We start from the raw sequence: 14,745 nt of genomic DNA, 5'->3' as shown, positions 1-14,745 counted from the left end.
GAACAAAGTATGCCCTACAGGCACGCTATGTATTAGTGCAACTCAGCGATTCGTTTTTGAATACAATTTACAGACGATTCATTATTGTACATTAAGTGGTTTGATACAAGTTTGAAGAAACTCTTCAACTCCCGCCACTGGAAATATTTTTACATCCAGCTTATAAGCCACATCCTCAACACTTATATCATCTAAAAATATCAATTCACCATGTTTTAGCATGACAGTTGGTAGCAAAATTCCATCTCCCAAATCTTGCCCCTGTAACTTCAAAAGCAAATCATGACCCGTTAGCAAGCCCGTCACAGAAATACTTTGTCCCCAGTAATCGCTTGACAAAGCACACATTTTGATATCTAACCCCTCAACAGAATTCAATCGCTTCAAGATAGGTTGAAATGCTTGCTCTACTGCATTGCCAACAACCCAAGTTAATTTTTTTGGTTGAACTTTTGGTGGTAGCAACTTGTCAGCAGTTTCTGTAAATTGTTTTATAAACAAATTAATAGAACCGACACCGTTATCTATTTGAGGATAATCTTTATATTCAGATTCACTTGGCAAATCCTCACCAGCAATTAAAAACCACTCATCAGCAAGCCAAACACAGTTTTGTTTTTTCTTGCGAAATTCTTGCTGTAGCGATCGCACTTGGGAAATGACTTCTCGGGCTTTTTCTCTGGTTACAGGTATCAGTTCATCTTGTTCTGGACGAAATCGCGTTAAACCGACTGGCACCACTGCCACAGAGGCAACGGCAGGTACTTGTCCAGTATGGAAAGAAGCTAAATCTCTCAGTGTTTGTTCAAGATGACCGCCATCATTAATACCAGGACACACGACAAGTTGTGCGTGAATTTGCAATCTTCTTTTTTTAAACCACTTGATTTGCTGCAATATTTGTCCTGCACGCGGATTTTTCAGTAGTTTAATTCTAACCTCAGGTTCAGTCGCATGGACAGACACATACAAAGGAGACAGCCGCATATTTTCAATTCGCTGCCATTCTCGTTCACCTAAATTGGTAAGAGTTAAGTAGGAGCCATACAAAAAGCTCAGTCGGTAATCATCGTCTTTCAGGTACAAGCTTGAGCGCTTACCTGGTGGTTGCTGATCGATAAAACAAAATGGGCAACGGTTATTACACTGAATCAAACCATCAAACAGAGCCGTTTCAAATTCTACCCCTAAATCTTCGTCATAGTCTTTCTCGATTTCAAGGGAATGGCTTTTTCCAGCAGCGTCTAAAACTTCTAGTTCTAGTACCTCATCAGCGCACAAAAATTGATAATCTATCAAATCGCGAGGATGTGTGCCGTTGATGCTGACAATTGCATCTCCTGGTTCAAATCCAATTTCAGCAGCGATGGAATCTGGTAGGACTTTAGATATTCGGGCGGGACGAAAGATAGTCATAAGCTTTGGATGATAACATATGAGTGACTATTTATGAGTTAATATGCAATAATCAATAGTCTACATACCTGTAGGCTCACAAAAGTAATAACCCAAGTTGCTAGTTATTGATTCAAGCGTTAAGCGTAGCTCTGGCGTAGGCAATCGCTTTATGCAATAAAATCCCCTTGAACAAGAAAAATGGAGGGGATAGATGTTAAATGAAATAATTACCGTCTATGCTATCATTGACGATTTATTAAAAGCGATTGGGCATAGTGAAGATTGTCGTAGACAGATGAGTGACGCAGAAATTCTTACAACGGTAATAACTGCGGTCGGTGTGCAACGGGATTGTTATGCGTTACTGAGCGTTAAGAGTGACAGTACTTGCTCTTATGGTGTTGTATCATCCAAACTTGTGAGCGATATTTTTACACAAGCCTTGACTCCTTGCCAGTCACGTTCTGATAAGTGCCCAATTACAACTAAATTTGCAGAGGGTGGCAGGGTCACGATAAAGCAACGAAACATCGAAGCAGCCCGTAATCCTGCTGAGCCCCAATCCTGAAGCGCGTAATCAGTAATTCCTAGTACTTTTGTCTGAGTAGTAATGAGTCCAACTATCACATCCGGTCGAAGCGAGTGGTAAGTTTCTGATGACAAGATTACAGCCGGACGGCGTTTAACTCCTGTTACACCAGGAAAATCAACTGTAACTAAATCTCCAGGAGAGAATGTCACAGTTCAACCTCCTCCATATCAGAGAAAGTTGTAGCTGCGTATTGTAGTGAAAAATTCACAATATCGATCTGATCCTCTTGGGTCCAGGTATCACTCTGATCGACCGATGGTAGCTGTTGCCCAACAAGCTCATTCAGAATAAGTGTTGCCAATCGCAGTCGCTCATTTGGTGACAAATTGCGAACCACCTGGGTATAAATTTCTTGGGCAGTAGTTTGCATAATCAGATCCTCCTGCCTTGATTTTAGTTCAATTTACTCGACAAACTAACGACTCACCTTTAGATCAGAACCTCTACATGGAAAGTCGCTTCTGAATTGGGTGTGTGAGAGCTAAGAATATTCTTTCATCTTTAAGAAAGGACGAAAATTAGCGTAGTGAAGTACCCACCACTAACCGCAAGCGGTATAGTGGGGGCTTCGCGTCTCATTTGTCGTTGCCACGTTGGGTACACTTATTGCTAAATGTCCGACACTCAAGTCGGTAATGGTCTTACACAACATCTCTGGTTTTTCAACCTTTATCCCTCGTGGGAACCCGCGCAGCCGCCCTTCTTCCAAAGGCAGATAGTTTGTCCGTACATTCCTGTATGGCTTATTTTTTACCGTAGAGCGTAATCATACGAACCAGTGACCGGAATCTTTCCCCCTTTCTCTCGCTAGTTACCGTGGTAAGCGTCGAACCGCTACTGTGACCTTTGTTGTCAGCCGAGTGGGTGGGTCAGCAACCAATAACAGTATAAAACGTTAACTATGTGCATTCCGCAAAGATTGGCAACTTCGCGCTAACGCGCCGCTCCGCTAACATACATCTTTTTCTTCTCTTGCCGGAGGCAAGAATTAGTCAAAGATGCAATCGTCGTCGCCCGTCTTATATCCCCGCGCTAAGTGGAGTACCACTATAGCGGGGGACTTACGACGAAGAAGTTAAGTTAATATCAAAGAAAATAGACTATCTGTATTATTTAGTTATTTTCAGTATTAAAAGTAGCAATTGATAGTTAAGTGCATAAAAGAATTTCAAGTAACCGTGTGCTAGTGACAACTCTTTTACTGAGTGTTGCACTATTTTTCATGATAGGGCTTTCCCTGTCATTTGGAGCGGTTGGGATGACTCCATCTCAATTGTGGCAAGCAATACTCCGTCAAGGTGATACGCTCTATCAAACAATTCTCTGGGATTTACGACTACCTCGCACTCTAGCAGCAATATTGGTGGGTGCGGCTTTGGGAATGTCTGGCGCACTGCTTCAAGGAATGCTGCGCAATGGATTGGCAGATCCGTTCTTATTGGGTATCTCTGCTGGTGCTGGTTTAGTCGTTGTGCCAATATTCACGTTAGGAATATTACAGAGTTGGGTTCCTTTGGCTGCTTGGGTTGGCGGTTTGTTAACAACTCTTTTTGTTTATCTGCTTGCTAAGAGTGGAGATGGGATTTCAATTGAACGCCTTATCTTGGGTGGAGTCGCGATTAGCTCACTATTTGGATCAATTCAATCGCTATTGTTGCTGTTGACAGATAATGGACAAGTGCAAGTCGCGTTAAATTGGTTGATTGGCAGCTTGAATGGAAGAGGATGGAATCTTGTAGTAATTGCGGGACCATATATTTGTTTATCCTTATTATTAGGAAGTTTGTTAGGTAGAAGTGTCAACTTGCTGAATTTGGGAGATGATTTGGCAGTTGGGTTGGGGGTTTCCTTGGTGCGATCGCGCATTTTTATCGGTGCTATTGCGACACTATTAGCTGCAGGTGCTGTGAGTGTCGCCGGATTAATTGGTTTTGTCGGCTTAATCGTTCCTCATGGTATCCGCTTGTTCGTTGGCACAGATTATCGAGTTGTTTTGCCATTGAGTGCTGTTGGTGGTGCTTTAGTCTTGACAGCCGCTGATTTGCTGTCTCGCTTGGGTGCTGTGGAGTTACCAGTTGGTGCTGTTACGGCGCTTTTTGGATCGCCTCTGTTTATTTGGTTGCTGTATCAACGTAAAGGAAATTTTAGTTAGTATCCTGCTTTAGTCGTGACAGATGATGCAGCGACTACTAGCCGTTATGTTACAATCTTCGAGCGCGGTAATGAAAAAAAGCAAGATAAAATACTGGATTGGGTTAATTCTATTTTCAGTGGTTTCTAGCATGGGGATGATCCAGAAACAGGTTGATGCAGCAGTATCCCATCAGCAGCCACTCAGAGTTTTATTTATTGGTAACAGTTATACTTATGTCAATGACCTTCCCTGGTTGACGCAACAGTTGTCCATTTCAGCCAGAGAAACCAGAAGGCTGGAAACTGAAATGGTGACAGTTGGTGGAGCGACGCTGAAAAGTAATTGGGAGCGTGGTGAAGCACTTAAGCGAATTCAGAATTCCCGATGGGACTATGTAGTGCTGCAAGAACAGAGTACTTTACCGATTAGCGATCCGAAGGTGATGTACGAATATGCCCGTTTGTTTGATGCCGAAATCAAACGAGTTAACGCCCGAACAGTTTTCTACCTAACTTGGGCAAGAGAGAATCGACCCCAAACGCAACAGATATTGACCGATTCGTATATGAAGATTGCTAAAGAACTCGGAGCTGAGGTTGCACCTGTTGGACTGGCTTGGCAAAAAGTTCAGGAGGAGAATCCAAAATTGAACCTTTACTATCCGGATCAAAGTCACCCTAGTCCGATTGGATCGTATGTAGCGGCGTGTGTGTTCTATGCAAAATTCTATGAAAAAAATCCAGTAGGCTTGAGTCGTCGTATCTACAGCACTCAATTTGGAACTCCACAAGAAGGAAACAAAATTAGGTTAGAGAGTTTGAGCGAAATAGATGCTGCAATAATTCAAAATTTGGCTTGGTATGTTGTCAGCAAGATGTGGTCTTCCCAGAGCTGATTTATGAAACTTGACAATTGACCCTTCGGCTTCGCTCAGGATCAAAGCTGAGCGAAGCCGAAGCTTTGACGTTTTTATTGAAATAGTTGTGTTTTAGAGATTTTTAAATTAGAATATTCAAGTGGGTTGTATTTTGAGCAACTCTATTTCCTGAAAAAAATTATCTCGCTCCGCTCCGCTCCGCTGACACAGAGAAAAGAAAAAAGAATAAAGGGGAAAAGGACAAAAGTATAAAGGGCTACTAAGTCCACGCGGCGGAACACGCAACGCGGAAACCGTCGTAGCCGAAGATGTTCCCGACGCCCTCATCGTCGTTGAGGCGAGACGCCGAACGGCAGCGATCGGGAACGTAGTGCCAAGAACCACCACGCAGCAAATGATTATTATTATTCTCAGCTATCCATTCACTGCCATCTTTCAGTGCGCCTTCATAGTTCGGATGCCAAGTATCAGCACACCATTCCAAAACATTGCCATGCATGTCGTATAAACCAAAGGCATTTGGTGGAAAACTTCCTACGGTTGTCGTTTCTTGCCGATATTCTCCCTTGGGAGCATTTCCGTAAGTGTAGTTACCATCATAATTTGCTAAATCAGTCGTTATTGTCTCACCAAAGTAAAAGGGCGTCATTGTACCTGCACGACAAGCATATTCCCACTCCGCTTCGCTGGGTAACCGATAATCCCTTCCCGCTGTGAAATTTATTCTAAAATTAAGTCTAGCACAAAATTCCAATGCATCATACCAAGAAATTCGCTCTACTGGTCGGTTATCTCCTTTAAAGTAAGACGGATTTGGGTCTAGTTCTTTGTTGACTTGAGGTAAAGCCGCTACGGCTCTCCATTGTGCTTGAGTGACCGGATATCTACCCATGAAGAAGGGTTGAACTGTGACTTGGTGTTGGGGACGTTCGTTATCTTTACTACCTTGCTCATTTTTTGGTGCGCCCATCATAAATGTACCACCAGGTATTTCAACCATTTCTAGGGTAACTCCGTTTCCTAAGTCTTCCGTAAAGTATTGTGCTCGACATCTTTTGCGAGCGATTTTCCAACCTTGGGCATTCACCGTTACCACATCAAATTCAAACCATTTTAAAAGTGATTTGTTGCTGTTGGAATAGATAGCGTTAATTTCTTGAGCGACTTGCTGTAAATCGGGATTACCACGTCGTTCATTCAACGCTCCTTTAATTAATTCTGGTATACGATTTTGGCTGTCAAGCTGCTGTATTAAGTGGAAAACAACTAAATTATAGTTGGAATGATTAGGAACTTCTGATTCGCTTATATCAAGTTCCATGCGTAGCATCATCACCAGTTCGTCGCGGTTTGGAAAGGCAGATTTTAGTGCTTCTCTTATTTTCCTTATTGTTTCTCCAGACAAACCCATTAACGGCTACTCCATAGTTAGAAAAAATAAAATTTTGCTGCTGATAGCCAATTTTGACCGCCTCGGAATTAATTCCGAGGCTCACAGCCTAAGTCTACTAAAGTAGACTTCAAAGCTTATAAGTAGGTCAACATAAAAAAACATAAAATACGATTCTTGCGATTGCTTCGCTCCACTGCGTTTTGCTCGCAATGACATTTCACGAATTAGGTTGAGCTACTTACAGTCGTCTTTAGACGACTTTTGCTATGAGACTGGGATTTAAATCCCAGGCGGACGAGAATGCAAAGCGTCACTCTCGTTCCCAGGCGCTTTGCTTGGGAATGAAATTCGCTTAGGCTCTGCCTCTAGTAGCTCAGGAGGCAGAGCCTCCATTGCTACATTCCTTGCCAGAGACAAGGAACGAGACAATTGTGCCAAGATCTGAGCATAAATAAATATTCACCATATTGGTTGACCACTTCGTAAATCAGCCAATAAACCTTGCTTCTCTAAACGTGAACAAATAGCACTGAACGGTGTTCCCGCGTTGTAAGTTGGATTTCTCCTGTCAGGATCACCGCTATGATGCAGCGCTACTAAATTCCAGTTAATGTCAAAACATGGAGAACCAGAGGAACCAGGCTGAGTATTCGTTTTATATTTAACAGTTGTGCCATTTTCGTTGATGTTAATAATAGCATCTGTGTCAAACGCCAATTTTAATGGCTCGGCTTTTGGATGTTGCACTATTAATAATGGAGTCTCAGGCAAAAATTCATAAGATTGGGTAGGTAATGAAATCCATCCTCGCTGTGGAGCATTTGGATCAGAGTTTTTCGCGATCGCTTCTTCTCCAGGAACTCCATCTACCCGAAGCAAAGCATAATCTAATTCGTCAGGTGTTGGTAAAGTATTTTTGGTGTAAGGACTTTTATCAATCAGCCAGTCATCCTCTACTAAGCGATATTCTGTACCTTGGTTGATAATATTGCCATCCGCTAGTTGTTTATAGTCAAAACACAGAATAACATTGCTGGCATTTGCTTGTCCTGAATCCACAGATTCGATGACATGGTAATTGGTCATTACCACATTTGGTGCAATCAAAAAACCTGTTCCAAATTCTTTAGTATTATTGTTATTACTAATTTCTATGCGGCAGACTTGCGCTTCAATTGTGCCTAACTTTTCTCGCCATGTATTCACGTCTAGAAAACTATTCGTTTTCTTAATAATTTTCTCTAATGCGCCTCTTGCTGATAGCTGTGGTGGCATAGGAGTCGCAAGATTGAATTCTTGGGCAAAGACAAATAATCCTGAATTTCCAGGATTTGATTCACGAGCACCTGCAATCAGTTTATCAACCCATCCCTCAGCTTCTGCTGCTTGAATCAATCTAAAGACAATTGCTTGTAAGTCATTGCCCATGGCGATTGCATTTAGGTTTTTTTCAAACTGGAATCTTACGACTTCAGCAAGTCTTTGCTGTTCTGGAAATGCCTCAAGTAGAGCTTGTGTGAATTGTTTGTATTGCGGACCAGTTAGTTTCATGGGTTCTTTTACGCAAGTGCGATATATGTGCAGTACAATTTTAGAACTCCATTCTTACCCTTTATTTTGTCTTCGGCAGCCGTCATATAGCAAAAAGACCCGGCGATTAGAAATCGCGGCTATACAGGCAAAACCCGCCTACGCGGGTTTGAAACCCTTAATTTTCCATTAGTCCGCGCAGGCGGACTTCGCTTGTGTAGTAGCGAATTATATTCGCCCAATACTTTTCAAATATCCTCTTAGTCTATGACACAGAGAACAAGGAGATTGCACAATGGATAAAGTAAGTTTATATCGTCAATATATTCAGGAGTTGCTGAGTCAACGGGCAAAACTGCGATGCTCCGGAGGAGCCGCTACGCTAACGCCTAATGATCCGATAGAAAGCGAGACGATATTTGACACGACGAGCGATTGCGCAAAGCGCAGACGCCAAAGGCGTACGCTATCAGCTTGTGAATGTAGGTTGGAAAAATAGTAGCACTCGGATCTATGGTTGTGTGCTGCATGTGGATATTAAGAATGGAAAAATTTGGGTGCAGCATGACGGAACAGAGGATGCGATTGCGCAAAGCGCAGACGCCAAAGGCGTATCGCAGATCAGCTTGTGGCGCGAGGAGTTCCGAAGCAGGACATTGTGCTAGCATATCATGCACCTCATGTGCGACAGTACACAGACTTTGCGGTGGGGTGAGAAGCTCTTATGTAATGGATTGGCGTAATAGAATGCCATTAGAAACAAACAATCTCAGTGGTGGATACGATAATAAACCAATTGTCCAAGAAATCACTCTCGCACTCCAAGCCGGAGAATGGCTGAGTCTAATCGGTGCGAATGGTTCTGGAAAATCCACCCTCCTAAAACTCATGAGTCGCCTGCTGAAACCGCAAACAGGCGCTGTACTGCTGGATGGAAAAGTTATTCACACCCAAAAAGCTACTGCTGTCGCTCAAAAACTGGCGTTATTACCGCAACAGCAAACGATACCTGCGGGGTTATCAGTGCGACAGTTGGTTTCTTTAGGGCGCACACCCCATCAACCTTGGTGGCAATGGGAATTAAACGCACAGGATAGAGATAAAGTTGAGAAAGCTTTAGAATTAACTAGGATGCAATCTTTGTGCGATCGCCCTGTCGAACAATTATCCGGTGGTGAACGACAAAGAGCTTTTTTGGCGTTAGCCTTAGCTCAAGATCCGCAAGTTTTGCTATTAGATGAACCAACTACTTATTTAGATATCCGCTACCAGTTGCAGTTACTAGAACTGCTCAAACAACTCAACAAAGAACAAAAGTTATCCATTATCACAGTGTTGCATGATGTGAATTTAGCCGCAAGGTATAGCTCTCGCATTGCATTGTTGTGCCAAGGTAAAATTTGGGCAGTAGGAGAACCAAGGATAGTTTTGACGCCTGAACATTTGGCTGATGTTTTGGGTATAGAAGTTGCTGTATTGGAAACACCAGTTGGTTTGCAAATTTGCTCGTTGGCTGCTATTGATGAGGAATACGAAGCCGCATCTAATAATGAATAAAAATTATCGGGTAATTATGCAACGTCGTGTTATACTATTTGGATTAATACTGTGGTTAAGTTTGGTCACTTTTGCTTGTACAAGTGCAACGACTAGTACTACCTCTACATCGCAGCAAACCCAACAGTCAGCTAAAAGAATTGTAACCCTCTCATCTCTATCATCTGATATTGTTGAGCAACTTGATAGCACAAAATTAATCGGGATGAGTGGTAGCAATTTATTCAAAAATGACTCACGATTTAAAGATATTCCGCGTGTGAGTCAGGAGCAAACACCACCAAATTTAGAAAAAATTGTAGCACTGAAACCGGATTTGGTTATTGGCGCTGAAGGTTTTTCTAATCCGACTACCGACAAACTCAAAGAACTGGGTATAACAACTTTACTGACTAAGGTTGATAGTTGGGAAAAATTACAAGATTTAACCAAAACTTTGGCAAAAATAGTTAATGCTGATCCAACGCCGCTATTAAACCGCTATCAAACTTTTTTGCCTGAGAAATCGATTCAGAATCCTTCCACATTAGTGCTGGTTAGCCGTCAACCAATTTTGTCACCAAGCAGAAAAAGTTGGGCAGGAAATTTGTTAGAGAAATTTCAAGCGAAAAATGTATCAGCAGATTTACAAGGTAAATTTTCAGTACCTGGTTATGTGACGCTTTCTGCTGAGAAAGTTTTGGAAGCAAATCCAGAAGTATTAATTGTTGTTAGTCCTCTACCTGGATTATTAAAATCTTTTAAATCAGAATCTTTTTGGAATCAACTCCAAGCAACGAAAAATAATCGAGTCTACGAGTTCGACTACTACGGACTTGTCAACCCTGGGAGTATAGATGCGATTGAAAAAGCTTGTGGAAAACTCAAAGTAGCACTATCACGACAAAAGTAAACACCTCTGATAAAAGTCAAATTTTTGGACAATGAAACTAGAAGTAATTCTCATAACTCAGATAGAATTACTATATAAAGTGTGTTATTCACTTTGTTTTATGGTTTTGGGTAGAAAAATGCTTGAACCAAAACAGCTCGCTGACCTGTAGTAGTTCACAGGAAACACGAAAGAAAGAAGAGGGAACAGTGACCCACGTTTAAAAAATGTGAGTCAGAGGAGGTTTTTACTGGCAAGAAGGGGTTGACAACGGTACTAATGCTTAATTTTCAAACGATATTTGAAGCGATACCGGGATTATATTTAGTATTGACACCCGATTTTGTCATTGTGGCAGCGAGCGATGCTTACTTGCAGGCAACCATGAGAAAACGAGAAGAGATTCTTGATCGCATGATATTCGATGCCTATCCTGATAATCCAGACGATCCAGATGCGACAGGAGTGCAGAATTTGCGTGCCTCACTAGAAAGCGTGCTGAAGGATCGAAAGCCTCATACGATGGCGGTACAGAAGTATGACATTCGCCGTCTTGAATCAGAAGGCGGCGGATTTGAGGAACGGTATTGGACTGCAGTCAATTCGCCCGTCTTCGACGCAAATGGTGAGATTACGCAGATCATCCATAGAACCGAGGATGTTACAGAATTTGTCCGGGTGCAGCAGCAGAAAAATGAGCTGCACTTAGTAGGGACTGAGCTTGATCAGCGACTTGAGCCAGCGATGAGTGAACAAACGCGCCAGCAATTCGAGTATTACTATCCCGCGTGGAATCGCTGGTTTGAAAATCGCGTTTACCTGATTCCTGATGCCATTGCGATCTTGTGTGCTGAGATTACTGAGCGCAAACAAGCAGAAGCGGCGCTGCGAGAAAGGGAACAACAACTGAGGCTAGCGCTAAAAACGAGTAAACTTGGTTCCTGGCAACTCGATTTGAAGACAAATATTTTGTCTACTTCTGACCAGTGCAAAATGAACTTTGGGCTATCAATTGATGCTGATTTTTCGCATCAGACTTTGATGGAGCGGATTCATCCTGAGGATCAAGCTTGGGTGCAAGGGGCAATTCAGGAGTCAATTGTCAACCGCACCGACTACGATGTGGAGTACCGCAATATCTGGACAGATGGCAGCACTCACTGGGTACTAATACGAGGTCAGGTGGTTTATGACTCAGCCGGAAACCCCCTGCGCATGATGGGTATGTCAATGGACATCACCGATCGCAAACAAGCAGAGATCGCCTTGCGAGAAAGTGAGCGGCGGTTCCGGCGATTGGTCGAATCAAATTTATTTGGGGTCGTGTTTGGGGATTGTTTTGGTAAGCTGCATTACGCCAATGACTATTTCTTAAACTTAGTTGGGTACACCCCAGAAGAGGTGTACTCTGGGCAAGTACAATCGGATAAATTGACCCCGCCAGAATTTGCAGCGTTGGATGCAAAAGCAGCTGAACAATTGAGTACACAGGGTGTTTGTCCACCCTACGAAAAAGTTTATCTGCACAAGGATGGTCGGCGAATTCCCATTTTAATTGCTGCCGCTTTAGTCCAAGAACCGTTTAATATAAACCAGGAAGTCATGGCCTTTGTCCTGGATCTGAGTAAACAAAAGCAGCTTAGGCAAGAACGCGATCGCTTGTTCAACTTGTCCTTAGATATGCTGGCGATCGGCAACTTCAACGGCTACTTTACACAGGTTAATCCAGCTTGGGAAAAAACGCTTGGTTTCACCCAAACGGAACTGACGACACAGCCCTATCTTGCATTTGTGCATCCTGATGATCGAGCTGCAACACTAACTCAAGGACAAAAACTGGCACGGGGAAGGCAAACGGTTGGTTTTGAAAACCGCTTCCAGACGAAAGACGGTTCCTATAAATGGATTTCCTGGAACGTTGTTTGCGTGCCCGAACAAAATGTTCTTTACGCCATTGCTCGCGACATCACTGATCGCAAACAAACTGAGCAAGAACGAGAACAATTGTTCATGAGCGAACAAGCAGCCCGATCAGAAGCCGAACGGTTGAACCGGATTAAAGATGAATTTCTCGCCGTGCTGTCTCACGAATTACGTTCCCCCCTCAATCCGATTCTTGGCTGGTCGAAGTTATTGCAAAATGGCAAACTCAGCGCCGCAAAAACCAGCGAAGCCCTCGCCACAATCGAGCGCAACGCCAAGTTACAGGTGCAACTGATTGACGATCTCCTCGATGTCTCTCGGATTCTGCGCGGTAAATTGGTCTTAAATGCCATACCCGTCGAGCTCGGTAGCGTTATTTCTGGAGCGATCGAAACCGTTCGATTAGCCGCCGATGCCAAGTCCCTACAAGTGAAAACACAGATGACCCCAGGGGTGAGCGTTATCGGCGATGCGACTCGATTACAGCAAATCGTGTGGAATCTCTTATCCAACGCTGTTAAATTCACCCCGCGAGGTGGACAAATTGAAGTTAATTTAACACCCGTTGGCACCAATGCCCAAATTCAAGTCACAGACACGGGCAAAGGCATTCGGGCTGAGTTTCTGCCGCATGTATTTGACCGTTTCCAGCAAGAAGACGGCTCCACGACGCGCAAATTTGGCGGTTTAGGGTTAGGACTAGCGATTGTGCGTCAAATTGTTGAGATGCATGGTGGAAAGGCGTTTGTCGAGAGTCTTGGCGAAGGACAAGGAGCTACCTTTACTGTAGAGATTCCTCTGGCTCCCAAGTCTGTTGAGATGCCCCAAATCAAGCAATTACCACAACCAGCGTGTGATTTGAGTGGCATTCAGATTTTAGTCGTAGACGATGACCCAGACTCGCGGGAGTTGATTGCTTTTGTCTTAAAGCAACAAAACGCCAGCGTCACAGCTGTCTCCTCTGGTTCTGATGCCCTAGAAGCTTTTTCACAATCGATTCCTAATATTGTGGTCAGCGATATCGGTATGCCAGAAATCGATGGCTACATGCTCATGCGTGAAATCCGAATGCTGCCACCCGAACGAGGAGGACGTGTTCCGGCGATCGCCATAACTGCCTATGCCGGAGAATTGGATCAACAGCAGGCGATAAACGCGGGTTTCCAACGACACATTCCCAAACCAATTTCGCCAAATGCAGTGATCGAGAGTGTAGTGGAGTTAGTTCGATCGCCAGAGTGAATCGGGGCTATGAACAGATGCACACTGATTAAGTCTACGTATATATGCGTATTTTTGCAGTTTTAAATCGTTCTGAATCTGATGATTGCCAGAAATTTCATCAAGTATTATTCAATAGCCCTGTTGCGATCGCACCTAGAATTGCAGCCCCAAATGCCAAGCGATACCAGACAAATACGAAATTGTTATGGGTTTGAAGATATCGCAACAACCAGGCGATGGATATATAAGAAAATATAAACGCTGAAACTACCCCGACACTCACTACCACTAAGTCAATCTTGCCTAACGCCTCTTTGAAGAATTCATATAAAGTGGCGATTGTTAATGTTGGAATGCCCAACAAAAACGAAAATCTCGCTGCTGTCTCCCTTTTGAGTCCCAAAAACAAGGCAGTTGTTAAAGTTGAGCCAGAACGTGATACACCAGGCGCTAAAGCCAGCATTTGGCCCAGCCCTATCAGTAGTCCATCTCGAATCTTCAAGTCTCGAAAGTCCCGCTTGCGGCTGCCAACTTTTTCCGCCACACCTAATAAAATTGCCATCACAATTGAATCGATGGCAATGGTAGTCATGCTGTTAATCACCGAGTTTTCGTCATTAAGTGCCTTCTTCAGGAGAAAGCCCCCCACCAAAGCTGGCAAGGTTCCTACTGCTATGCCCACTAGTAATTGCCATTCGTCTCGCCGCCAGTCTTTTTGCTGAAAAGCCGCCCAGCCTCCAGTCAAAATTTGAGTGATATCTTTCCAAAAATATAGGAACACGGCAATCACGCTGCCGAATTGAATCGTCGCCACAAAGGATTTTTGTCCCAGGAGTTCCCAGCCGAATGCTTTAGTAAACACCTGCAAATGGGCAGTGCTGCTGATGGGGAGAAATTCTGTTATCCCTTGGACAATCCCTAGGATAAATGCCTGAATGAGTGCCTGTATCAGGTTGACTTCACCACCAGCAGGAGGATTTTCGGTTACTCCTACTTGTGCCAGTTGTCCCCATACACCATAAAGCAACCCGTAACACTGTGTACTACTCACTTCTAATATTGTCGTCATCACTAGAACTCTGAATATACCTGCGTTATTGTACTGAATTATCCAAATTTACACTCTTTTTATTGGTCTTTCCGGGTGGCACGTGAACTGTAAGCATCTCAAATGAAATGCTCACAACATTAACATATTCTTAATTCTTGGATTAAGCTAAAATTAAATGCCCCCCTAGGGCATTTA

Annotated in this window: 11 protein-coding genes and 2 pseudogenes; 7 read left to right on the top strand and 6 right to left on the bottom strand. The window is 43.4% G+C overall.

Features of this window, described 5'->3' with window-relative positions:
* Positions 1-81 precede the first annotated feature (81 nt).
* Complete coding sequence (locus AC5JM2_RS29665; protein ID WP_495838746.1) at positions 82-1,416, bottom strand: TIGR03279 family radical SAM protein; 1,335 nt, start codon at positions 1,414-1,416, stop codon at positions 82-84.
* 193 nt (positions 1,417-1,609) lie between these two features.
* Here AC5JM2_RS29665 and AC5JM2_RS29660 point away from each other — a divergent pair.
* Positions 1,610-1,732 (top strand): annotated as a pseudogene (locus tag AC5JM2_RS29660) (IS982 family transposase); the annotation flags it as partial.
* 59 nt (positions 1,733-1,791) lie between these two features.
* On the opposite strand, the gene AC5JM2_RS29655 reads toward AC5JM2_RS29660, so the two are convergent.
* Positions 1,792-2,139: a type II toxin-antitoxin system PemK/MazF family toxin gene (locus AC5JM2_RS29655; protein ID WP_495838744.1), complete on the bottom strand. Its 348-nt coding sequence runs from the start codon at positions 2,137-2,139 to the stop codon at positions 1,792-1,794.
* Positions 2,136-2,360: a hypothetical protein gene (locus AC5JM2_RS29650; RefSeq protein WP_495838742.1), complete on the bottom strand. Its 225-nt coding sequence runs from the start codon at positions 2,358-2,360 to the stop codon at positions 2,136-2,138. The genes AC5JM2_RS29655 and AC5JM2_RS29650 overlap by 4 nt, the downstream gene beginning before the upstream one ends.
* A gap of 783 nt (positions 2,361-3,143) precedes the next feature.
* Here AC5JM2_RS29650 and AC5JM2_RS29645 point away from each other — a divergent pair.
* Positions 3,144-4,142 carry a FecCD family ABC transporter permease gene (locus AC5JM2_RS29645; protein WP_495838740.1) on the top strand — a complete coding sequence of 333 codons (999 nt, stop codon included), beginning with the start codon at positions 3,144-3,146 and terminating at the stop codon, positions 4,140-4,142.
* Positions 4,143-4,212: 70 nt separating this feature from the next.
* Entirely contained in the window at positions 4,213-5,019 is an 807-nt protein-coding gene (locus AC5JM2_RS29640) for an SGNH/GDSL hydrolase family protein (protein WP_495838738.1), read from the top strand.
* Positions 5,020-5,260: 241 nt separating this feature from the next.
* On the opposite strand, the gene AC5JM2_RS29635 is transcribed toward AC5JM2_RS29640, so the two are convergent.
* Together AC5JM2_RS29635 and AC5JM2_RS29630 are read right to left on the bottom strand one after the other, a co-directional pair.
* Complete coding sequence (locus tag AC5JM2_RS29635) at positions 5,261-6,412, bottom strand: SUMF1/EgtB/PvdO family nonheme iron enzyme (protein WP_495838736.1); 1,152 nt, start codon at positions 6,410-6,412, stop codon at positions 5,261-5,263.
* Positions 6,413-6,853: 441 nt separating this feature from the next.
* The gene (locus AC5JM2_RS29630) at positions 6,854-7,945 is read right to left on the bottom strand and encodes an effector-associated domain EAD1-containing protein (protein WP_495838734.1); all 1,092 of its coding nucleotides are present in this window, start codon (positions 7,943-7,945) and stop codon (positions 6,854-6,856) included.
* 274 nt (positions 7,946-8,219) lie between these two features.
* On the opposite strand from AC5JM2_RS29630, the pseudogene AC5JM2_RS29625 reads away from it, so the two are divergent.
* The 4 genes and pseudogenes from AC5JM2_RS29625 to AC5JM2_RS29610 all read left to right on the top strand — a co-directional run bounded on the left by AC5JM2_RS29625 (position 8,220) and on the right by AC5JM2_RS29610 (position 13,517).
* A pseudogene (locus AC5JM2_RS29625) lies at positions 8,220-8,639 on the top strand (XisI protein).
* A 32-nt stretch (positions 8,640-8,671) separates the two neighbouring features.
* Positions 8,672-9,481, top strand: coding sequence for an ABC transporter ATP-binding protein (locus AC5JM2_RS29620; RefSeq protein ID WP_495838732.1), 810 nt, complete (start codon positions 8,672-8,674; stop codon positions 9,479-9,481).
* A 16-nt stretch (positions 9,482-9,497) separates the two neighbouring features.
* Entirely contained in the window at positions 9,498-10,373 is an 876-nt protein-coding gene (locus tag AC5JM2_RS29615; RefSeq protein WP_495838884.1) for an ABC transporter substrate-binding protein, read from the top strand.
* Between the two features lie 258 nt (positions 10,374-10,631).
* On the top strand, positions 10,632-13,517 hold the full coding sequence (locus AC5JM2_RS29610) for a PAS domain-containing hybrid sensor histidine kinase/response regulator (RefSeq protein ID WP_495838730.1): 2,886 nt from the start codon (positions 10,632-10,634) through the stop codon (positions 13,515-13,517).
* A 100-nt stretch (positions 13,518-13,617) separates the two neighbouring features.
* Here AC5JM2_RS29610 and AC5JM2_RS29605 read toward each other — a convergent pair whose 3' ends face one another.
* On the bottom strand, positions 13,618-14,568 hold the full coding sequence (locus tag AC5JM2_RS29605) for an undecaprenyl-diphosphate phosphatase (RefSeq protein ID WP_495838728.1): 951 nt from the start codon (positions 14,566-14,568) through the stop codon (positions 13,618-13,620).
* Positions 14,569-14,745: the final 177 nt, after the last annotated feature.

Source organism: Brasilonema angustatum (assembly GCF_059505445.1).
The sequence above is the reverse complement of the archived record's forward strand: the minus strand, read 5'-3'. Positions and strand labels throughout refer to the sequence as shown.

Bases quoted from the DNA above. Each gene is read 5' to 3' on its own strand.
- AC5JM2_RS29620 (WP_495838732.1), top strand. From the start codon at position 8,672: ATGCCATTAGAAACAAACAATCTCAGTGGTGGATACGATAATAAACCA.
- AC5JM2_RS29635 (WP_495838736.1), bottom strand. From the start codon at position 6,412: ATGGGTTTGTCTGGAGAAACAATAAGGAAAATAAGAGAAGCACTAAAA.
- AC5JM2_RS29665 (WP_495838746.1), bottom strand. From the start codon at position 1,416: ATGACTATCTTTCGTCCCGCCCGAATATCTAAAGTCCTACCAGATTCC.
- AC5JM2_RS29610 (WP_495838730.1), top strand. From the start codon at position 10,632: ATGCTTAATTTTCAAACGATATTTGAAGCGATACCGGGATTATATTTA.
- AC5JM2_RS29615 (WP_495838884.1), top strand. From the start codon at position 9,498: ATGCAACGTCGTGTTATACTATTTGGATTAATACTGTGGTTAAGTTTG.
- AC5JM2_RS29650 (WP_495838742.1), bottom strand. From the start codon at position 2,360: ATGCAAACTACTGCCCAAGAAATTTATACCCAGGTGGTTCGCAATTTG.
- AC5JM2_RS29630 (WP_495838734.1), bottom strand. From the start codon at position 7,945: ATGAAACTAACTGGTCCGCAATACAAACAATTCACACAAGCTCTACTT.
- AC5JM2_RS29605 (WP_495838728.1), bottom strand. From the start codon at position 14,568: ATGACGACAATATTAGAAGTGAGTAGTACACAGTGTTACGGGTTGCTT.
- AC5JM2_RS29640 (WP_495838738.1), top strand. From the start codon at position 4,213: ATGAAAAAAAGCAAGATAAAATACTGGATTGGGTTAATTCTATTTTCA.